We start from the raw sequence: 22,758 nt of genomic DNA, 5'->3' as shown, positions 1-22,758 counted from the left end.
TAACTGAAACCGAAAAGTACAATTTTTTTTAGATTTTAATCTTCTTTCTTCTCTTCATTAAGAAATTTTTCCTCTTTAAGTTTAGAAATTCTATCATTTACAAAACTTATTAACTTGCCATTAGGGAACTTTCTCTTAAAATCTTCTAACGCCTTAATCCTAGAATCAAAATCGGCATAATAAGCATCAAGCGTTATTGCCAAGTGAAAGCTTGAAAACTCATTTGAAGGATTCTCTTTTATTGCTTTTTTTAAGGCATCAATCCCTTCTCTATACTTTTTTTGCCGATTTAAAACTGTTGCAAGTTTCATATATTCAGCATCTAATGGTGTATCTAACAATGCCAAAGCTTTCCATATATATTCTTCGGCTTTTTTAAAATCATCTATTTTCTCATAGTAAGTTCCTATCACATAAATAGAGGTTGCATCCAATGGGTTGAATTTTAAAGCTAACTTCCGTTGTTCAATAGCCTTTTCAAATTCAAATAATTGCGCATAACTCAAACTTAATTTTTCATAAATAAACGCTGAAGATTCACCTAATTCAAGAAGTTTCTCGAACCAAACTACAGCTTTTTCATATTGATGCCTCACATAGTAATTTTGGGCTTTCAAGCTTATCAGTTCTTTATTATTTTTATAGGAGTTGAGCCCTATATCAATATATTTATCTGCAGTTTTATTATGCCCCTTTTTAAGATAATATTTTGCTATTTTAAAAATTGCTTTTTGGTGTGTAGTATCTAATTCAAAAGCGCTATGAAATCTATTTTGTGCTGTTGAATCTTTTAACTGCTCTAATGTTAAGCCTAATTCATAATGAAAATTTGGGTTTTTATAATCTATATAAACTAGTTTATTAAATACTTCTGATGCTTTTTTAAACTTTTTAGATCGATATAAAAATTTGCCAAAATCATATTTTAACAAGGTGTTTTCTGGGTTAGTTTCCACACCTTTTTCGTAATTAATTAAAGCTTCATCATAGTTACCAATAGCTATGTAGGCTTTTGCTATTTTATGGTATACTTCTGGTTGGTTATTGTATGTTTTATATTGTAAAATTGCTTTACTATAATTACCATGAGCAAACAAACTATCTGCAATGTTTAAAACCGAAGTTTGGGCTTCGGTTTTAAATGCTGTACATATTAAAAAAATTAAAATGATTCTATTCACTTACTTGAAATATTATAGGTAAAGAGTAAGGAACAGTAACTATTTTACCATTATGAGATCCAGGTTTAAATTTAGGAAGTGATTTAACAACTCGTTTAGCTTCTGCTTCTAAATCAGGATGTGGTGCTCTTGAGCGTATATCAATAATATTACCTTCTTTATCTATTTTAAAAATAACGTTAATACGTTGCCTTCCTGCTAAGCCTAATTCTGTAGCCAATTTTGTATTGAAATTTTTATTTACATGTAAAGCAACCTCGTTTGCAACGCATTCTTTTTGATCAGCTTTACTTAAATTTTCACATCCTGGAAATATTGGTGGTTCTTCTACAACAGCAAAAGGCACTACATTTGATGCACTTAAATCATCAGTAATTGTAACTTCATCAAGCATTTTTGTTTTTTCCTCAATATCAAAAATTATAGGTAATGAATAAGGTACTGTTACTGGTTTGCCACGTTGTATACCAGGTTTCATTTTCGGTAAAGAAGAAATTACACGTATAGCTTCTGCTTCTAAAGCTGGGTGTGGCGCTCTTGAACGCACACCAGTAATATTTCCTTCTTTATCTATTTTAAAAATAACATTAATACGTTGTCTGCCACTTAACTCGTTTTGGTTAGCAATTTTGGTATTAAAATTTTTAGCTACAAATTCTGATATGTTGTCAGACATGCATTTTTTCTTTTCAATATTACTCGCTAGGTCTTCACAGCCTGGATAAATCGGCACATTCTCAATAACTGCAAAAGGGACTTCTACTTCATCTAGCGGAATAACATCTGATGCTTTTTCTTCTATTTTATCAGCAATTTGAAATATAATTGGTAACGAATAAGGAACTACTACATTTTTTCCTTTGTGCTTACCTGGAATCATTTTTGGCAGTGTATTAATAACTCGAATTGCTTCTGCTTCTAAATCAGGATGCGGTGCTCTTGATCGAATTCCTATTACATTTCCTTCTTTATTGATTTTGAAAATTACATTTATACGTTGTTTTCCAGTTAAACTTAACTTATTAGCTAAATCGATATTAAAGTTTTGATTAACATGCTTTGCAATATTATTAGATATACATTTTTTTTGTTCCTCTTTTGTTATGTTTTCGCAACCAGGAAATATTGGAACTTGATCTATAACAGCAAAAGGGACTTCTAATGCAGATTTGTATTCCTCTTTCAGTTTTAAAAGCTCTTCTTTTCTTTCCTTTTTTTCTTTTTCGGAAAGCTCTTTAGGTGTTTCGGTGTTTCCCCAATCAAAATAGCTTATATTATAATAGATTATATAAGAAGAGCCATCTGGAAAACTTACTTCACTTTTTGAAAAGCCGTTTGGTACTTTTTCTTTAACAGAATGCACACTATATTTTACTATATCATTTTTTTTATCAATATAGCCCCAACTTACATAGTCTTTATTGTTTTTCAGAAAGCTCTCATATTTCTCATGGATTTCCTTTTTCTCTCCTACGAGTTCTTCATCTTTACCCAAAGAATAACTAAACTTGTTTAACTCTATTTCACTGCTAATATTTGGTTTATCTTGAGCCTCTGCAGAAGTATAAACAAGCATTCCTAAAACCATAGGAATTAATAAAGCATATTTAAATAAATGAATTTGTTTTGACTTTGTTTTTGACAACATAACGATTCGTTTTTTGATTAATGATTGTTTAAAAAATGTATTGATGAATGATATTTTTTTGGTTTCGAAAACTTGTTCCAAAAGGTTTTGGTAGTATTCACTTTTATTTTGATGCTTAACAGCATTAGCATCAGCAATAAATTCGTGCAGTGTTGCCATTCTATTTTGATACATATACACTAAAGGATTAAACCAGAACACTATACGTAATACTTCAAAAAACAATAAATCTAGTGTATGCTTTTGCTGAGCATGAATTAACTCATGTTTTAATATAGATTCTTTATCCTCTTCTTTAATATGCTCTCCTAAAAAAATGTAGCTGAAAAATGAAAATGCTGCATTACTATTTATTAATTCAACTAAAACAATGTTACCTATAGATTGCTTTGGGTTTTTTAATACTAAAACAAAAATTTTAATCACTTTAAATAAAAACAAACTAAAGGCAATAAAAACTCCTATATAAAAAATGAGTTCCCAATATGGAAAAGAATTATTTTCTAAAACAACAGTATCCAATGCTATAGTATCATTGATGTTTGTATTTGTTTGCCCTAAAACAACCTCTGGTAGAGAAACAATATAATTTTGTGGAAGAACTTCTTTTAAACTATTAATCTTTATAAATGGTAGTATTAAAGAAAGAATTGATGTTACCAACAAATACATCCTATTCCAATTAAAAAAAGTGTCGCGTTTTAAAAACACATCATAGGCTAGTAGAAAGAACAGCTGAAACGCTATAGTTTGCAATATATAATGTATCATTATTTCTCTTTTTTATTGATTTCTTTTAAAACCGATTCAAGCTCATTTAAACTAATATCGTTTTTCTTCATAAAGAATGACACCATACTTTTAAAAGAGCCTTGAAAATAATTATCTACCAACTTATTAATAGATTGATTACTATATTCTTGTTGTTGCATTAACGGAAAATACACATGCCCTTTTCCTTGTTTTTCATAATCTACAAACCCTTTACTTTCTAAAATTCGCACAATTGTAGATACTGTATTATATGCAGGTTTAGGGTTTGGAAATTCTTCAATTATGGCTTTAACATTGGCTTTTTTAAGTTGCCAAAGTATTTGCATTATCTCTTCCTCGGCTTTAGTAAGTTGCTTCATTTTTAGTGGATTTTATTATTCAACTAAACTTTTAGTTAAACAAATATAACTAAAAAATTAGTTTGAACTAATTTTTTAGTTTAAAATGTAACGTTTGGCATAATTTTTAGTCTAATTAAAAGAATAACTTAAACACTTTTATGGATATTATTTTAATTATTATTGCTGCCTTATTTATTGTTTTAGGAATTATAGGTAGCTTTTTACCTGTGCTACCCGGACCTTTAACAAGTTGGGTAGGTTTATTAATTCTTCATTTTACAGATGCCATTCCTATGGATATGTCGTTTATAATTATAACTCTAGTTATAGCAATTTTTATTTGGATACTAGATTATATTATACCTGCTATTGGAACAAAACGCTTTGGAGGTACAAGATCTGGTATGATTGGTACAACAATTGGTTTAATAGTTGGCTTAATAGCTCCTATTCCGGGCGGTATTATCATTGGGCCTTTTGTTGGTGCACTTATTGGGGAATTATTAAATAACGCAGATTCTAAAACGGCAATCAAAGCTGCTTTTGGTTCGTTTATTGGGTTTTTAACTTCAACTTTTATAAAGCTTTTTGTAACTGTTTTTTATTTTGGATTATTTTGCAAAATTTTATGGGATTATAAAAATGCTCTTTTTATATTTTAAAAACAATTTATTTAAAATAGAAGAACCCTGTGGGTCTCTCACCTCCACAGGGTTATTGTAAATTGCTATTATCAACAAAAAAATTGAGGGATTAATTAATTTGAAGTGTTGATACTACAAATATAAATATAACAAACGGCTTTGAACTGTGGAAAAACCGTAACTCCTTTACGGTTAAATTGTAGAATTGAGATATAGCAAGGGTTTTGGGATTTGAAAAAAAATGAAAAATTTAAAAATTTAACAAATGCTCATCGTTTTGTTATCATTTTACACAAAACCTTTACTCCTAGCTTCTCTTAATAAGGTCTCGTCTTGCCCATCTTGAACAGAAAATAACTCTTTAAGTTGTTTCTTTCTTTTTTCAACAGCACTTAAAGATATGTCTAAATGTGTTGCAAGATTTTTAGTTTTTACGCCTTGAGATAATAAATGAAGTATCTTTCTGTTTTTATCATCAATTACAATATCGCTTGTAATCGTTTTTCTAATATGACTATTTACTGTACCACTATAAAAGGGAGGGTTATTAAGTACTGCTTGAAAAGCGCTTGCTAATTCGCTAGATGTTAAATCGCTTTTAATTAGGAACCCTTCAGGGTCAATAGTTTTAATAATGTTATGTATACGAAAAGATTCGTTGAACATAGTTAATATTATAATTTTAGCATCTGGCAAAATGTGACGTGCATGCTCTGCTAAATCTTCGCCAGATTGCATTAATCCATCTGCTGATGGTGGTAAGCTAATATCAACAAATAATACATTATATGGGGTATTATTTTCAACAGCTTTATTCATAAAAGTAATAGCTTCGTCACAATTATTTGCAATGTCTATTGATAATTCTTGACTTTCTTTTTTAGAAAATAATAATGTGTTTTGATACCCTTCAATAATCATTGGGTGGTCATCAATCATTAATATTTTAATATGCTCTGTCATTCAATTATAATTAATCTGTTCTAACCTTTATCGTTATGGTTGTTCCTTTATTTAATTCTGAGTTTATGGATAAATCACCTTTAATCTCTTCTACTCTAGAGTTAATGTTTTTTAACCCAATTCCTCTTTTTGCCTTATTAACATCAAACCCAGAACCGTTATCGTTAATCTTTAAGCAAAATACGTTATTTTTAACTTGAAAACTAATTTTTACAAGCGTAGCATTAGCATGTTTATAAATATTTTGTAACGATTCTTGTATTATTCTGTATATGTGAATTTTAGTTTTATTTGAAGCTTCTTCCCAATTAATATCGTCGTTAGTTTTTAACTCATAATCAAATCCGTAAGCCTTCGTTTGGGTTTCTACTAAGGTTTTTATAATATCAACAAAACCAGATCCTGATACAAAATCGGTATTTAATTCATGGGATACTTTTCTAATATCATCTTCAATGGTTTTTAGCTCAGAAATATATTGGCTTCTAGTATTAATAGCTTCTGCATTTGTACCCATGTTTAAACTATCTAAACTTAAACGTGTACCAAACAAGCGTCCTAATACACCATCGTGCAATTCTTCAGAAATACGTTTCTTTTCTAAAGTTCTTGCTTCTTCTATATTGTCTTGTTGCGAAAGCATTAGGTTATATATTTCTTCGTTTGTTTCTTGCTGTTGTTGTATAAATTTTAACTCTTTGTTTTTATTTCTTTGCGTTATAACTAAATAAACTAAAAAGGATGTTATAATTAATGTTACCGAAATAATAAAAAGCCACATTCGTTCTCGGGCTATTCTAACGTTTTCTTGTTCAATTTTATCGGTTTCAAAACGAATCCTAGCAGACTTATTTCTAATTAATCTTTCACTTTTATATAAGCTATCACTAAGTTTTACATATTCTTTCAAATGTTTAACAGCTACATTACCCTCTTCTATCTTAGAAAGCAATTGCAGAGATTTAAGCAAATCATCATTATGATATTCTTTAGCAATATTTTTAGCCTTATAAGCATAATATTTTGCTGAAACTTTATCATTAAAATTGTTATAGTATTCAGCTAAGTGCTGATTTATAATTATTGAGTTATAACCTTTTGGGTTTACACTATCCGTAATCTTCAAAGCATCAAAATACAATTCAGGCAATCTCTCTAATTTATTTGACAAGTACAAAGTATGCGCATAGTTATCCAATACTAAAGCATAAAAATCAGGTCGTTCTTTAATTAAATTTTTATTAAGTAATATCTCATCATAATAATCAATTGCAATATCATATTGTTTTAAATTTTTATAAACAAATGCAATATTATTTAGTGAATTGTCAATCTTAGATTTATCTATACCCTTTAAACTTCTTTTTATTTCCAAAGAATAATTATGATATTCTAAAGATTTATCAAATTGTTCTAATTCATTAAAGACTATTCCTAGATTATTATATAAAAAAGATTTTTTTTCATTTACATTATAAGTCTCATCTAATTCATCTAATAGAGAAATAGCTTCAAATGAATTTACTTCACTTCCTAAATAGTCCTTTTCATTTCTTTGAATGCTTGCAATTCTATATAATGCTGAAGCTATTCCAAATTTATTTCTTAAAGATTTATAAATTTTTTCTGCTTTCTCATAATGATAATAGGCACTATCTGTTAGTAGAGCTTTGCTCCTATAATGTTCACCTATTTCATAGTGAGTATCAGCTATTAATAAAGAATCATTAGATTTCCCATTCAAAACATATAGCTTGATAGAGTCTATTCTAGATATATGTTTTCCTTCTTGAGAAAAAGAATAATTAACACTAGCAAAAAATATAATATAAACAAAAAAATACTTCAACAATAAAAGAGTTATTTACTTTAACCTCAAATGTATCTATAATTTTTCATTTATATAAATTTAAAAAAGTCCTTTACAAAAAATGTAAAGGACTTATATTTTTATTAAAGATTAGAATTAATCACCAACTTGACCTCCAGTAATAGGAGCTGCTTCTTCTGTTTCTGGTGCTTTTAATACATCATCTTCGTTTAAGTCTTGTTTAGTACAAGAAGATAATACTGTTACAAATAATGCAAGTAGTAAAGTAATTTTTAGGGCTTTCATAATTATTTCGATTTAAGGTTAATATTATTTTTCTCTATTTATTTTTTAAAATTTAAAATGTTATCGAAAGACTTTGAAATCAAAATCTTTGATGAGGGAAAAATGGATAATTAACTTAAAATCGAATGCATAAAAAAGCATATAGATTTTTTAAAATACTATGAGGGATGTATGACTATAAAGTCAAAAGAATGGATTAATAAATCTTAAATAGCTAAGGGAATTTTTTGGGGCGCATATTAAGAACTGCTAAAGTATGTCAATCGGACTAAGTAATAGAAATATAATCGATAAAATGTATGTTTTTATCGATTAAGTGTAATTTATCGTTAATCTTATTAACAATTAGTTGTTAAGAACTTATAATGTAGATCCATTTTTAACTAAACTTGTTTTAACTATTTTAGTTTTAAAATCTAACTGTTGATCAGATATTTTCTGTAATCTATTTATAAGCATTTGTGCAGCATTAGCTCCAATTGTTTTAGCATGCTGCCTAATTGTTGTTAATCTTGGTACTGAGTGATTTGATACAGATTGGCTTGAAAAACCTATTACAGAGATATCTTTTGGCACTTTAAGGCCAAAACTTGTGGCTACATTAATAGCAATAACCCCAGAAGCGCTATCTGCAGCAATTATCGCATCTATATCTTTATGCTCCTTCATAAAGGCTTTTATTTTGTCTTGAGAGTTATCTCCTTTTTTAATCTTTAAAACTAGAGGTTTATGTTTAGTGGTTTCTAAAACGGCTTTGTTATAACCTCTTTCTCTTAACTTACCAACACTTAAATCATCAATATTACTTATAAAAGCTATTTGTTTTCTGTTTTCTTCTAGTAAACCTTTGGTGGCTCTATAGGTGGCATCAAAATCATCAACAATTACTTTATCGCACAACACATCGTGCGCCACTCTATCAAACATAACTATTGGTAGACCTTGCTTGATTGTTTTTTTAAAATGTTCTATTTCGTTTTTAATTTGTGTCTCTTCTGAAACGCATAAAATAAAGCCATCTACACTTCCATTTGCTAATAATTGTAAACTTTGTTTTTCTTTATCTAAAGATTCGTTAGAGATACAAGTAATTATATTATACCCATGCTGTGTGGCTTCTCGTTCAATTCCAAATAAAACTTTTGCCAAAAAATGATTCAAAATATCTGGGATAATTACCCCAATAGTATTAGTCCGGTTTTGTTTTAAGCTTAAAGCTACCTTATTGGGTTTATAGTTATATAAATCGGCTAGCTCTTTAACACGTTTAACTGTTTCTTCCCCAATTTCTTCGCTATTATTCAAAGCTTTGGACACTGTAGATATTGAAACATTTAACTCTTTTGCTAATTGTTTTAAAGTAACCATTCTATTTACAAGTTTGTTTTTATAAAAATGCAATTTACAAAATTACATCATGTAATACGTGTTGTGCATAAATTTGTTGAAACTGGAAACGAAAAGAATTAGCTAATTTGAATGGTAAGTATAAAAAATAGCTACATTACGAACTTGTGCTTATTTAAAAAACAATCGAGATCATAACGTAGCTATTAATTATAAACCAAATAGGCTTTGTTGATTAATTTCTATATTCATAGATTTTAAACAGTAAAAAGTTATTTGATTCTTATATATTTTTCAACTATTTCTCTTTTTATTCCTGCTTCTTTGACTTCTTCTAACCCAGCTTGAATTAAAGTATCTCCTTTTATTTGGATAGTAAAGGGAAATTCATGATTTTTTATAGCTTCAACACTAGTGTAATTCAAAAATTCTACGTAATTATCCCCTTCTAAAGTATACTTACCTCCACCTCCATAAAAATTGTTTGTACTATTATTTTCTTGGTTAAAGAAAGCAAAATGATCGCCGTTAATGATTTTTATGAAGCTAGTGTGGCTTAAGTCTTTTATTTTTAAGGAATCATTTTCATTAATCTCTGCATATACCATTTTCCAAGTACCTTCTATGGCATTATTTGAACTAAGACTTTTTTTATTTGAGCAACTATGCACTATTAAGATTAGAATAAAGCTAAAAATTAATTTTTCTGTTTTTCTCATTTATAAAAACAATTAGAAATGATAGCGTTTAAACGCCTCAATAGCGGCATAATCTGCTAAGCCCAAATCATTGTATTTTTTTGCTGTCAGCCGATTTCTATCTTCAACGCGTACCCAAAATTCTCTTGAGTCGTCTCCTTGGAACATAACACCATCTTTTTGAGATTGATGGTAAAAAATAGCATGACGCTTTTTAAGCACTTGATCAGGACTCATAGGTACAGCCATATCAATTTGGTAAGGATCCCATTCGTGCCACGCACCACGGTATAACCATACCCAACAATCATTCATATAACTGTTATGTTTTATTTTCTTTAATGCTAAAAACAAGCTATCTAAACACATCTTATGGGTTCCGTGTGGGTCAGCTAAATCCCCGGCGGCATAAATTTGATGTGGTTTTACATGCTCTATCAAGCTGCACATAATATCTATGTCATCGTCAGAAAGGTTATTTTTCTTAACCGTACCTGTTTCGTAAAAAGGTAAATCAAGAAAATGAACTTTAGAATCGTCAACTCCTAAATATCGAGTAGCAGCTAGAGATTCACTTCGTCTTATTAATCCTTTAAGTTTTCTAACTTCAATGGAGTCAATATTATTTTCAGTTTTATTTTTTAAGAATTTTATAATGTTTTCTGGCTCTGTAGAATTTGAATTTAATGATTTAGATATTTCTGCAAATTTTAAGGCCTCTTCATCTGAAACTGCAATATTCCCAGAAGTTTGATATGCCACATGTACATCATGACCTTGTTCTACTAGCCGATCTAAAGTTCCTCCCATAGAAATCATATCATCATCAGGATGTGGGCTAAAAATAATAACTCTCTTTTTTTCTGGAGTTGCTCTTTCTGGTCTATTCGTATCATCTGCATATGGCTTCCCACCTGGCCAACCAGTAATGGTATGCTGCAACTTATTAAACATTTTAATATTTAAATTATAAGCAGTTCCATCTTCTGTTAAAAGGCTAGACATTCCGTTATCATTATAATCTTTATCCGTTAACTTTAAAAAAGGCTTATCTGTTAACTCGCTTAACCAAACAACGGCTTTAAGTTTTAAAGTTTCTGTCCACACACAAGAGGTTACTAACCATGGTGTTTTTACTCTGGTTAGTTCTGACGAAGCATCACTATCTAATACAAAAGTTGTATTATTATGTTCTTGCAAATAAGTAGCTGGAACTTGAGAGGTAATCTTTCCCTCTATTGTTTTTTTAAGAATTTTAGCCTTGCTAATTCCCCAGCCTAAGAGCACTATCCTTTTAGCACTCATTACAGTGCCAATACCCATGGTTATAGCTTTTCTAGGTACATTATCAATACCAAGAAATGCTGGCGCTGCATCTATACGCGTTATATGATCTAATGTTATGCTTCTAGTTCCAGAGTTAAAATGAGAACCTGGTTCATTAAAACCTATATGTCCTGTTCTACCTATTCCTAAAAGCTGAAAATCTAAGCCTCCAAGGGTTTTAATTTTCATTTCGTAATCTATACAATATTGATATAAATCTTCAGCACTTACTTTACCGTCTGGAATATTAATATTTTCAGGTAATATATCAACATGATTAAAAAGGTGCTCATGCATGAAATAAAAATAGCTCTGAATATTATTTCTATCCATTGGCAAGTACTCATCCAAATTAAAAGAAACAACATTAGCAAAACTCAATCCTTCTTCTTTATGCATTCTAACCAATTCTTCATAAACTTTAACTGGTGAAGAACCTGTGGCTAATCCTAATAAGCAAAGCTTATTTAATGCACTTTTCTCTCGTATTAAATTTGCTATTTCTTGAGCAACAAGAATAGAAGCTTTATGGGACGACTCAAAAATAACGTTATGGATTTTTTCAAAACGCGTATCTTCAAACTTTCCTGGTTTTTTATAAGAAATGCTATTATTGGCAATACTTACTTCCATTTTCAAACATGATTAGAATTGTTTTTTGACAAAGCAAGCGAAAACTTAGAGTCTCCGCTTGCATTTCTAACTACTCAAAAAACTTTAATTTAAAAAACAAACACTTAATTTAAAGAATGAAAAAAAGTATTATAAATTCATTCTTTACAATAAAGGTATACGGTAAAATTTAGTGTGTTTACCGCTTTATTTGTAACCAATATACTATTAAAATACCTGCTCTTTTAAATAAAATATACAAACAACATCGTTTTAAAGACAGACAACAATATATTGTGGATAAGCGATTTGTTTTAATTAAAAATCATACCCTTCTTTGTGAAATCTCATTTTATTTTATACAAAAAAATCAAAAAAACGCAATTCAATATTGTAATCTGTCATTAAAGTTTTGCATATATCCATTTTGTTTTCACAACATAAATTTTTATATTTATAGTATTGTATCTCATGTAATTATTACATTATTGCTATATTAATTATATCTTTTTATTAAATTTCGACTACACCATTAATCGCCAATTAATAGTTGTTTGTCATAAAAAACGTGTTGTATATATATTATTTTTTATATCAACCCTTTAATTAGATATTTTGCATATTCTTATACCTTATTAGGTTTAAACACTCTTAAAAATCAATAAATTAACTTAAACTATAAATAAATGACAAAAACAAAAAAACTAAACTAAAATCAAACCCTCAAGAACAAATCTTGAAACAATCAAAATTAAAAACTAATTCAAAAAAATTATGATTCAAAAATTACTAAAACTAATGTTTGTGTTTTGTTTGGTCAGCATGCAGAGTATGCAAGCTCAAAACACTATAACAGGAACTATTACAGACAGCAACACTGGCATTCCTCTGGGAGGTGCTAATGTTATTGAAAAAGGAACCGCTAATGGTGTATCAACAGATTTTGATGGCAACTATAGCATTACAGTTTCTAGTTCAACTGCCACTTTAGTTATATCTTATATTGGGTATACTAATCAAGAAATAGCTGTGAATAATCAATCAACCATTAATATAGCACTTGTAGAAGATGCAAGTCAGTTAGATGAAGTTGTAGTAACTGCCTTAGGTATTAAAAGAGAAAGAAAATCTTTAGGATATTCCGTTCAAGAAATCCAAGGTGCTTCTATATCTGAAGCTAGAGAACCTAATATGGTTAATGCCTTATCTGGTAAGATAACAGGGTTACAAGTTATTAAAAGTAGTAATGGACCAGCAGGTTCTTCTAAAATTGTATTAAGAGGATATAGCTCTCTAACTGGTGATAACCAGCCATTAATTGTTGTTGATGGAACACCATTAGATAACTTTACAGGATCTTCTGGTGAAGGCTTCTGGAGTCCAACTGCCGATTTAGGTAATGGTTTAGCAGATATAAATCCAGATGATATCGAATCTCTATCTGTTTTAAAAGGAGCTTCTGCAGCTGCATTATATGGTTCGCGTGCAGGTAATGGTGTTATTTTAATTACTACTAAAACAGGTAAATCTAGTAAAGGATTAGGTGTTTCATACTCAGTAACTACTGGGTTTCAAAGTATTTTCTCAGTTCCGGATTTACAGAGTAGTTTTGGGCAAGGTTCTGTAGGTGTTTATGATGAATATTCTCAATCTAGTTGGGGGCCTAAAATTGAAGGACAAACAGAGACAGGACCTGAACAAGGGTCGGTTGTTTTTGATAAAGCTTATGATAATATAGGAAACTATTACAAAAATGGGTTTAGTCAAAACCATAGTCTCTCTCTACAAAATTCATCAGACGCAGGTTCTTTTTATGCCTCAGCTAATTTTCTAGATGATGAAGGTATTTCGCCATCAGCTACATTAGAACGTTTAAATTTAACAGCAAGAGGAGTATCTAAGTTTGGAAATGACAAAAAATGGACTGCGGATACAAAAGTGCAATATAATAGGACTACGGCTAATAACAGACCAAGAACTGGTTTTGGTGCTTTAAGTCAATATCAAACCATAATCAATTTCCCGAGATCACGTGATATTGAGCAATATTCTGCAGGTGTAGATGAGTTTGGAAATCAAATATGGTTTGACCCTAACTCTAATCAAATTAACCCTTACTGGGCTAATCAAAGACGTTTAAGTTCAGATTCAAGAGATCGTTTTATAATTAACGCGACTTTAAAACATCAGTTTAACGATTGGTTAAGTGCAGAAATTAGAGGAGGAGCAGATTTATATACCACAAATACTGAATCTAAAGTATTTGCCGGTACTTCAAGTACGTCTTCTTATGGTTTAGGAAAAAATACTTTTATTGAGCAAAACTATAGTGCTTTAATAGCTGCTGCTAAAGACAATATTTTTGGAAAAATAGGAGGATCTATTACTTTAGGAGGTAACTTAATGTCTACAGAAAGAAGTAGCATAAGTAGTAATTCAGGAGAATTACTTGTTCCTAATCTATTTAGTTTAAATAATGGAGTAAATCCTGCAAGTGTTTCTCAAGGGTTTAGCAACAAAAAAATAAACTCAGCCTATGGTCTTTTACAAATCAACTATGATGGTTATTTATTTTTAGATATAACTGGTCGTAATGATTGGTCATCAGCTCTAAGTGAAGCTAATAGATCATTTTTCTACTCATCTGTAAATACATCACTTGTTATTTCTGATATGATAACAAAAAATGGTGGTGACTTACCAAGTTGGTTCACTTTTGGTAAAATAAGAGGATCTTATGCTGAAGTAGGTAATGATTTGAGTCCTTTTTCATTATACAACGCATTTACTATAGGTAATGATGCTAACGGAAATACAACAGCCGGTACAAACAGCGTATTAAGAAACCCAGATATTGTAAATGAGTTGATTAAATCTGTTGAGGTTGGTTTAGAAGCGCGCTTTTTAAACAATAGAATAGGATTAGATGTTACTTGGTATAAGCAAAATGCAACAAATCAGATAATAAACCTTCCTTTAGATCCTTTTAGCGGATTTAATTCTAAGTTGATAAATGCTGGTGATATTCAAAACACTGGTGTTGAGTTAACTTTAAAAACCAGAATTTTGGATAACCCAGATGGATTATCTTGGGACATGGATGTTAATTACTCAACAAACAAGAATACTATTGAAGAGTTGGCTGACGATGTTACAGAATATAGCTTAGGTGGGTTTGACAACTTTAATATTAGAGCCGATGTAGGTGGAGATTATGGTGTAATAGTAGGTTCTAAGTTTAGAAGAGTTGAAGATGAATCAAGCCAATTTTTTGGAAGAATTTTAGTTGATGCTGATGGATTACCACTAGCTTCAACAGACAAACATGTTTTAGGTTCTCAACAACCTGATGCTTTATTAGGTATTACAAATATGTTTACATATAAAAACTTTTCTTTTAGCTTCCTATTTAATGCTAGCATTGGAGGTGAAATTTTCTCTGGCACAAATCATGCGCTACAAAGATCTGGTTTAGCAGCTGTTACAGCACTTAACGGAGAAAGAGCTGATATTGTATTTAATGGTGTTGTAGATGACGGCGCTGGAAATTTAAGTGAAAATACCACTGGAGCTACACCTCAAAACTACTGGGCAGCTATTACAGGTCGTTCTGGAAACTTGGGTATTAATGAAGCTAATGTGTATGATGCAACACACGTAAGGTTAAGAAACGTAAATTTAACCTATACATTTGATAAAGCATTTATAGATCGAACACCTTTTCAAGGGTTATCTGTTGGAGTTTCAGCCAACAATGTATGGTTAATTACAGAACATTTAAATGGTGTAGACCCTGAGGCAGTTAATGCTACACGATCTAATGCTACTGGTTTTGAAAACTTAGCACCACCAACCACAAGAACTGTATTCTTAAATATAGCCGCTAAATTTTAAAAAAGAAAAATTATGAAAAAAGTATTAAGTAAAACACTGGCACTATTTTGTGCCACACTATTGATTTTTTCTTGTAGTGATTTTGAAGAAATCAATAAAGATCCCTTGGCTGCGACAGCAGAGCAAGTAGAAGTAGAATTTTTTATTAACAATTCTATTCAAGCAGCACAGCAAAATCCACACATTGCTGAACGTGTATTTGTATTATATTGGAAAGATGCTTCGAGAACCTCTAGATTAGGAGTTCTATCTCAAGGTCGTTCAAACGATGGATGGACTAACGACTATTTTAACGGATATATCTCTAAATGGTTACTTAACATTACAACTGCGGTTACAGTAGCAGAAGAAAAAATTGCTACAGGAAACGTTAAGGAATATACTGAGAATGTATTACAAATTGCAAGAATTTGGAGAGTCTATATTATGAGTGAAATGACTGATGGTTTTGGTCCAATTCCTATAAATGGATTCCAAGGAGAAAACCCTGAGTATAATAGCGTAGAAGATGTTTACATGTTTATGCTAGCAGAATTAAAAGATGCTGTTAGCAAAATAGATGAGACCAACACATTTAAACCAGATGCAGATTTAGATCCAGCTTTTGGATATGATTATGCAAAATGGAAAAAGTACGGTAACTCTATGAGAATGCGTTTAGCGATGCGTTTATCAGAAGTTGCTCCTTCTGTTGCTCAACAACATTTTGAAGAAGCAGCTAATAGCGGACAAATTATTGCTACATCTGACGATGATATGAGAATTACTGAAGGTGGTGGCTGGAATAACTATACAAATGTACAGTCTAGACAATGGAATAGCCATTATATGACTGCAGCTTATAGAAATGTAGTTGTAGGATTAGGTAGTGTAACATCTGTTGACCAATTACCAGTTGAAGATCAAATTAACATTAAACCTGCAAATTATATGGGATTAAAGTTTGATGATCACTTTACACAACTTACTAACGATCCTGCAAAAGGATTCTGGTTTGATGGTTTACCAAACACAATAGACCCTAGAGCTTATAAAACATTCCCAATTCCTGGAAACCTTGATGATTCTAATTATAGTAATTTCCCAACTTGGAGTAGTGCTCATACACAATCTGAAAGAGATTTATTAGATGATGCCGGAGATGTTTTAATGACTTTAGATGGTGCTTACACCTATAATGCATTTGCAGCTGGAGATTGGGGAGATGTAGGAGCGAAAAACCAATTACGTTCAACAGGATCTTACCCTCGTTTAGGTCTTGATTTTAGAGGTGGAGGAAAGTTTACTGAGCGTGTATTTTTCCCATCTTGGGAAACACATTTCTTAATAGCTGAAGGTGCTGCGAGAGGCTGGAATACTCCTATAAGTGGAAAAGTTGCTTACGAAACTGGAATTGCAGAGAGTTTTGCATATTATGGTACTTCAGATCATTTAGCTACTTATATAGCTTCTGAAGAATACAATAATGCTGGAACATCAGTAAGCTGGGATCATACAACAGAGCCACCAGCAAGTGTAACTATGGATTATATTGATGGTTATACAAATGCTGCTGGAACAGTGGAATATACATATCCAGTAAATACTATTTACGAAGGAGGTAATGTTAGAAATGACCTTCTGAATAAAATTATTACACAAAAATTTATAGCATCAAATTCGTGGTTGCCACTTGAAATATGGAATGATCATAGAAGATTAGGTTTACCATTCTTTGAAAACCCTGCGGTTGAAAATCCACTTCCAGACTTACCACAATTAACGGCTGGAAATGTAATGACAAACCAAGTAAATTTCTTTGGACAACGTATGAAGTACCCTTCATCATTTGAAAATAATATCCCAGTAGGACATGCTCAAGCTGTAGATTTATTAGGAGGACCAGATACTGTACATACACCATTATGGTGGGCTAAACAAAATTAAGCCAATATTATACTATTATAAATAATATTTTATGATTGTAATAAGGGAGAATCTATAGATTCTCCCTTATTTATTTTTATATTTATCATTCATTACAAAAAGTGCTATTTTGAAAAAAATTATTATCTATATAACCCTACTATTTTTACTTGTTAATTGCAATCAAAATAAAGAATACAAAACTATAAAGGCAATTAAAAATAAGCCTTCAAATGACACTACGTTATTTACTTTAGTTTCAAACAAAAAAACAACTTTCACTTTTCAGAATAACGTAGAAGAAACTCCAGATTTGAACTTTTTAAATTTTGGAAACATATACAATGGTGGTGGTGTGGCTACTGCGGACTTTAATAATGATGGTTTAGTGGATGTGTTTTTTGTAGCCAATCAAAATTCAAATAAACTCTATTTAAACGAAGGTGATTTTAAATTTAAAGATATTACTGAAACATCTGGATTAGAAGATGCCAAAGGATGGTCAACTGGTGTTTCTGTAGTCGATATTAATAATGATGGCTGGTTAGATATTTATATCTGTAAATCTGGAAGTCGCAACGCTTACTCGTCAAGAGAAAATAAACTGTTTATTAATCAAAAAAATAACACATTTATAGACAAAGCCAAAGAATGGAAAATTAATAATCCCGGATTTAGTACGCAATCTTATTTTTTTGATTTTGATAAGGATGGTGATTTAGATATGTATCTCGTAAGTCACAGGCCCGATTTTGAAAACACAGGCAAACTTGATATGCGTATAGAAAGGGATTATTCAAGGTTCAGTTCAGATATATTATATAGAAATGATGGTGCTTATTTTACCGAGATTACTCACCCTGCGGGGATGGTCAATAAAACTTGGGGTTTAAGTGCTTCAATAGGTGATTTTAATAATGATGGTTGGCCAGATGTTTATGTATGTAATGATTTTTTAACTCCAGATATGCTATATATAAACAATAAAAATGGCACGTTTACTAATGAAATTTTAGATAGAATAAAGCACATTTCTTTCAGTAGTATGGGGTCTGATTATGCCGATTTAAATAATGATTTGCTTCCAGATTTATTCGTTCTAGAAATGGCTTCTGAAGATCATGTACGAAGCAAACAAAACATGGCCACAATGAGCACCGAAAATTTCAACAGTTTAGTTAAAAATAATTACCACCATCAATACATGGTAAATACTTTACAATTAAACAGAGGAAATGGAAAGTATAGCGAAATGGCTCAAATTAGTGGCTTAGCAAAGACAGATTGGAGTTGGGCACCCTTAATCGCTGACTTTGATAACGATGGACTTAAAGATATATTTGTTACAAACGGCATTTTAAAAGACATGGCTAATCAAGATTTTAGAACCGAATTAGACAAACGCTTTTCAGAAAAAAAACAACCTAGCTTTAAAGAAATAACAGCCTTACAACCCTCTACAAAACTTGGTAATTATGTGTTTAAAAACGAAGGCAACCTAAATTTTACTAAAAGTGCTAAAGCATGGGGATTATCCGAAAAAACCCAATCAAATGGCTCTGCTTATGCCGATTTTGATAACGATGGCGATTTAGATTTGGTTATAAACAACATCAACGATACACCACTACTCTATCAAAATAACGACACTAATAATTTTATTCAAATTAAATTAAATGGTGGCGACAAAAACAAATTTGCAATCGGTTCTAAAATTACCATAACCGTAAATACCGCAAAGCAATATCAAGAATTATATACGAGTAGAGGTTTTATTTCTTCAGTACAAAATGTAGTTAATTTTGGTATTGGTGATGCAACAATTATTGATGAAATTTTAATTGAATGGCCAAATCAAAAATACACTAAACTAACCGACGTTGATGCTAATCAAATCATTTCTGTAAATCAGGAAAACGCAACTCAACTAGAAAACAAAAATAAAGAGACGCCTAAAACACTATTGAAAAACAATGACCCAACCGAACAAGGTATAACTTACAAGCATAATGAAAATGAATTTGATGACTATAAAAAGCAAATTTTACTACCACACAGTCAATCAACCAATGGCCCTTTTATAGATAAATCTGATGTAAATGGAGATGGTTTAGAAGATTTTTTTATAGGTGGTGCCAAAGACCAAAGCGGAGAGTTATATATTCAAAATAAAAACGGGAATTTTATCAAACAAAGCACAAAAACTTGGCAAGAAGACAAACAATATGAAGATTTAGGGGTGCTGTTTTTAGATATTGATAATGATGATGATGATGATTTATATGTTGTAAGTGGTGGTGCAGAATTCGAAGAGAACAGTAGTTTTTATCAAGACAGAATTTATCTAAATGATGGTAAAGGAAACTTTAGCAAAGGAAAAAACATACTCCCAAAGATTAATTCAAGTGGACAGTCCATCAAAGCTTCAGATATTGACAATGATGGCGATTTAGATTTATTTGTTGGCGGTAGAATTATTCCAAACAAATACCCTTACGCACCAGAATCAATCATATTAATAAATGAAAATGGTAAATTCTATAATAGAACTGAAACCATAGCTCCAGAAATTAAAAATATTGGTTTGGTTACAGATGCTGTATTTTCAGATTACGACAATGATAATGATATGGACTTAATTGTAGTTGGTGAATGGATGCTAATAACAGTATTTGAAAACGACAATGGTGTTCTTAAAATCGCGAAAAACGAAACTATTAATAATACTGAAGGGCTTTGGTTTAGCATTGAAAGCATGGATATTGACAATGATGGAGACATGGATTACTTTGTTGGTAATTTAGGGTTAAATACAAAATATAAAGCTAGTGTAAAAAAGCCTTTTCATGTGTTTTGTGATGATTTTGACAATTCAGGAACATATGATATTGTTTTAACTTCAAACTACAAAGGCACATTAGTCCCTTCAAGAGGAAGAGAATGCTCTTCGCAGCAAATGCCTTTTATTAAGGATAAGTTTCCAACGTTTAGCGAGTTTGCAGAAGCTACTCTAGAAGATATTTATGGTAAAGAAGCTTTATCTAAAGCACTCCATCTTAAAGCTCACATGCTAAATAGTATATTTTTAGAAAATGATGGTAAGGGTAATTTTGAAATTAAAAGCCTCCCTAAAATGTTGCAAATAGCACCTATTATGGATTTTGAGTTTGCAAACATTGATAATAACAAAGGCAAGGAAATCATAGCTATTGGCAATCATTATAATGCCGAAGTTGAAACTGTTCGTTACGATGCTTCTTTAGGCAACATTTTATCTTATAAAGACAAAAAATTTGATGTATTAAACATGAATAAAACAGGCTTTATAAATCAAGGAAACTCAAAAGATATCATTACAATAAATAAAAAAAAGGACACTATATTGCTAATCACAAATAATGATGGCAAAGTCAATTTGTTTAGTAGACAAAACAAATAAGTTAATAATGCACTAACCTACTATAATATTATAAAATAGTAAGAAGCTTAACTCAAAATGAAAAGAACCTTTTCCATTTTTAACACAAAAATTAGACAAACTATTGCTCTAAAATATCATATTTTATTTTGGCTTAGTTATTTTACGTTTAATGTAATAAGATGGGGGAGTTATTTTAATGATTACTTATATTCATTAAAAACTAATTTAATTGAGTTCCCAATTCATATTATTATCGTATACTTTAATGTCTATTATTTAATACCAAAGTTTGTTTTAAGAAAGAAATACTGGAAATATATAGGCTCAATTATTATAATACTGATTCTTGTATACATAGTAAGAACTGGGTTGATTTATTTTCTAGTTTCTAAAACATTATCACCTGAACTTGAAAGACCCGTAAAGTTTTTAGACATTAACCACTTTATAGTAGTTGCACTAGGTGAGCTTTATGCCGTCACTTTTGTTACAGCAATAAAGTTACTAGTTGATTGGACCATTGAAAAAAGAAGAAATGAAGATTTGGCAAAACTCCAAATGAGTACCGAGCTTAAATATTTGAGAACACAAATACAGCCTCATTTCTTTTTTAATACTTTAAATAATTTGTACGCATTAACATTAAAAAAATCTGATAATGCCCCAAGGTTGGTATTAAAATTATCAGATATTATGCAATATGTTTTATATGAAGTCGTAAGTTCTAAAGCAAATTTGTTGCAAGAAATAAATCATATAAATAACTTTATAGATATTGAAAGAATGCGATTTAAAGATCGTATTGAATTTGACATGGATATAACAGGAGAGATAGATGGCCTTGAAGTTCCACCGTTATTGTTTCTTTCATTTGTAGAAAACTGCTTTAAACATGGGCTTAATGGAAATGACAAAGTTCAGGTTAACATGAGTTTCAATACCTTAAACAATCGCTATTTAGAGTTTAATGTTGCTAATAATTTTAACCCTAAAAACTATGTAGAAGAAAATCATGGTATAGGAATAGCAAATGCAAAAAGAAGGTTGCAATTATTGTTTTCAAATGATTTTATTCTTGAAACCAAAATAGAAGGAAATATCTATAATTTATTTTTAAAAATACCGGTTTAATGAAGATTAAATGTATTATTATTGATGATGAACCACTAGCTATTAGCGTTATAGAAGATCATTTAAAAAATTTCGACAATATTGAAATTCTCGAAACTTTTAATGATCCTTTAAAAGCATTTGCTATTTTACAGCAAGAAAAAGTAGATGTTCTTTTTCTAGACATAAATATGCCACAAATGAGTGGTTTTGAAGTTATAGAAAATCTTAATCCTAAACCTTTAGTAATAATTACTACTGCTTACAGAGAATATGCCGTTAAAAGTTTTGAGTTGGATGTTCTAGATTATCTAGTAAAACCAATACCTTTTAATCGCTTTTTAAAAACAATTAATAAAGTTTATCAACAAATACATACCAATAACAGTTCCACTGGAGACTCTAAATTAAACCATGAACCACATATCTTCTTAAAAGTAGACAAAAAACTAATCAAGGTTAACCTCAACGATATTTTATTTATTGAAAGCTTAAAAGATTATATTAAAATAGCTACAACATTAGGCGATTATGTAGTACACAAATCGCTTACAGCAATTTCTGAGGAATTACCACAATCAAATTTTATACGCGTACATCGATCATACAATATCTCAATAAATAAAATTGTAGCATTAGAAGGCAATTCCATAGAAATTGCTGGTAGAAGAATCCCGATTGGGCGGAATTACTTAAAACAAACCAAAGAACGTATTTTCAATATTAAAGAAGATAAAGAAAACTAAAGCGCATTGCTTTTAATCAATATTAAAAAACT

General features: G+C 30.4%; 15 protein-coding genes. 6 read left to right on the top strand and 9 right to left on the bottom strand.

Going from position 1 to position 22,758, the window contains the following annotated elements; translation table 11 throughout:
* Positions 1 to 35 precede the first annotated feature (35 nt).
* The 3 genes from M3P09_RS02925 to M3P09_RS02915 are packed head-to-tail and all read right to left on the bottom strand — an operon-like array spanning position 36 to position 3,962.
* Positions 36 to 1,181, bottom strand: a complete 1,146-nt coding sequence (locus tag M3P09_RS02925) for a tetratricopeptide repeat protein (RefSeq protein WP_249971952.1) — start codon at positions 1,179 to 1,181, stop codon at positions 36 to 38.
* Positions 1,174 to 3,600: an energy transducer TonB gene (locus tag M3P09_RS02920; RefSeq protein ID WP_249971951.1), complete on the bottom strand. Its 2,427-nt coding sequence runs from the start codon at positions 3,598 to 3,600 to the stop codon at positions 1,174 to 1,176. Before M3P09_RS02920 ends, M3P09_RS02925 begins: the two co-directional genes overlap by 8 nt.
* Complete coding sequence (locus M3P09_RS02915) at positions 3,600 to 3,962, bottom strand: BlaI/MecI/CopY family transcriptional regulator (RefSeq protein WP_099564720.1); 363 nt, start codon at positions 3,960 to 3,962, stop codon at positions 3,600 to 3,602. The genes M3P09_RS02920 and M3P09_RS02915 overlap by 1 nt, the downstream gene beginning before the upstream one ends.
* 140 nt (positions 3,963 to 4,102) lie before the next feature.
* Here M3P09_RS02915 and M3P09_RS02910 point away from each other — a divergent pair, with 140 nt between their 5' ends.
* A complete protein-coding gene (locus M3P09_RS02910) occupies positions 4,103 to 4,606 on the top strand; it encodes a DUF456 domain-containing protein (RefSeq protein WP_249971950.1) in 504 nt (167 codons plus the stop codon).
* Positions 4,607 to 4,876: 270 nt separating this feature from the next.
* Here M3P09_RS02910 and M3P09_RS02905 read toward each other — a convergent pair whose 3' ends face one another.
* The 6 genes from M3P09_RS02905 to nagB all read right to left on the bottom strand — a co-directional run bounded on the left by M3P09_RS02905 (position 4,877) and on the right by nagB (position 11,671).
* Positions 4,877 to 5,551 carry a response regulator gene (locus M3P09_RS02905; RefSeq protein WP_249971949.1) on the bottom strand — a complete coding sequence of 225 codons (675 nt, stop codon included), beginning with the start codon at positions 5,549 to 5,551 and terminating at the stop codon, positions 4,877 to 4,879.
* 10 nt (positions 5,552 to 5,561) lie between these two features.
* Positions 5,562 to 7,400 carry an ATP-binding protein gene (locus tag M3P09_RS02900; RefSeq protein WP_249971948.1) on the bottom strand — a complete coding sequence of 613 codons (1,839 nt, stop codon included), beginning with the start codon at positions 7,398 to 7,400 and terminating at the stop codon, positions 5,562 to 5,564.
* Between the two features lie 117 nt (positions 7,401 to 7,517).
* Complete coding sequence (locus M3P09_RS02895) at positions 7,518 to 7,667, bottom strand: hypothetical protein (RefSeq protein WP_249971947.1); 150 nt, start codon at positions 7,665 to 7,667, stop codon at positions 7,518 to 7,520.
* Positions 7,668 to 8,027: 360 nt separating this feature from the next.
* Entirely contained in the window at positions 8,028 to 9,035 is a 1,008-nt protein-coding gene (locus M3P09_RS02890) for a LacI family DNA-binding transcriptional regulator (RefSeq protein WP_099564724.1), read from the bottom strand.
* Between the two features lie 251 nt (positions 9,036 to 9,286).
* Positions 9,287 to 9,733: a DUF4488 domain-containing protein gene (locus M3P09_RS02885; protein WP_099564725.1), complete on the bottom strand. Its 447-nt coding sequence runs from the start codon at positions 9,731 to 9,733 to the stop codon at positions 9,287 to 9,289.
* A gap of 12 nt (positions 9,734 to 9,745) precedes the next feature.
* Positions 9,746 to 11,671 carry a glucosamine-6-phosphate deaminase gene (gene nagB, locus M3P09_RS02880; RefSeq protein WP_249971946.1) on the bottom strand — a complete coding sequence of 642 codons (1,926 nt, stop codon included), beginning with the start codon at positions 11,669 to 11,671 and terminating at the stop codon, positions 9,746 to 9,748.
* Between the two features lie 753 nt (positions 11,672 to 12,424).
* Here nagB and M3P09_RS02875 point away from each other — a divergent pair.
* The 5 genes from M3P09_RS02875 (at position 12,425) to M3P09_RS02855 (ending at position 22,726) form a co-directional block, all read left to right on the top strand.
* The gene (locus M3P09_RS02875) at positions 12,425 to 15,544 is read left to right on the top strand and encodes a SusC/RagA family TonB-linked outer membrane protein (protein ID WP_099564727.1); all 3,120 of its coding nucleotides are present in this window, start codon (positions 12,425 to 12,427) and stop codon (positions 15,542 to 15,544) included.
* A gap of 12 nt (positions 15,545 to 15,556) precedes the next feature.
* Entirely contained in the window at positions 15,557 to 17,470 is a 1,914-nt protein-coding gene (locus M3P09_RS02870; RefSeq protein ID WP_099564728.1) for a SusD/RagB family nutrient-binding outer membrane lipoprotein, read from the top strand.
* Between the two features lie 109 nt (positions 17,471 to 17,579).
* Complete coding sequence (locus M3P09_RS02865; protein ID WP_249971945.1) at positions 17,580 to 20,888, top strand: VCBS repeat-containing protein; 3,309 nt, start codon at positions 17,580 to 17,582, stop codon at positions 20,886 to 20,888.
* Positions 20,889 to 20,945: 57 nt separating this feature from the next.
* The gene (locus tag M3P09_RS02860; RefSeq protein WP_099564730.1) at positions 20,946 to 22,001 is read left to right on the top strand and encodes a sensor histidine kinase; all 1,056 of its coding nucleotides are present in this window, start codon (positions 20,946 to 20,948) and stop codon (positions 21,999 to 22,001) included.
* The gene (locus M3P09_RS02855) at positions 22,001 to 22,726 is read left to right on the top strand and encodes a LytR/AlgR family response regulator transcription factor (protein WP_099564731.1); all 726 of its coding nucleotides are present in this window, start codon (positions 22,001 to 22,003) and stop codon (positions 22,724 to 22,726) included. The genes M3P09_RS02860 and M3P09_RS02855 overlap by 1 nt, the downstream gene beginning before the upstream one ends.
* Positions 22,727 to 22,758: the final 32 nt, after the last annotated feature.

The organism is Jejuia spongiicola, from assembly GCF_023502325.1.
Classification (GTDB): domain Bacteria; phylum Bacteroidota; class Bacteroidia; order Flavobacteriales; family Flavobacteriaceae; genus Wocania_A; species Wocania_A spongiicola.
Note: the sequence above shows the minus strand (reverse complement) of the source record. Positions and strands in the feature narration are given on the sequence as shown.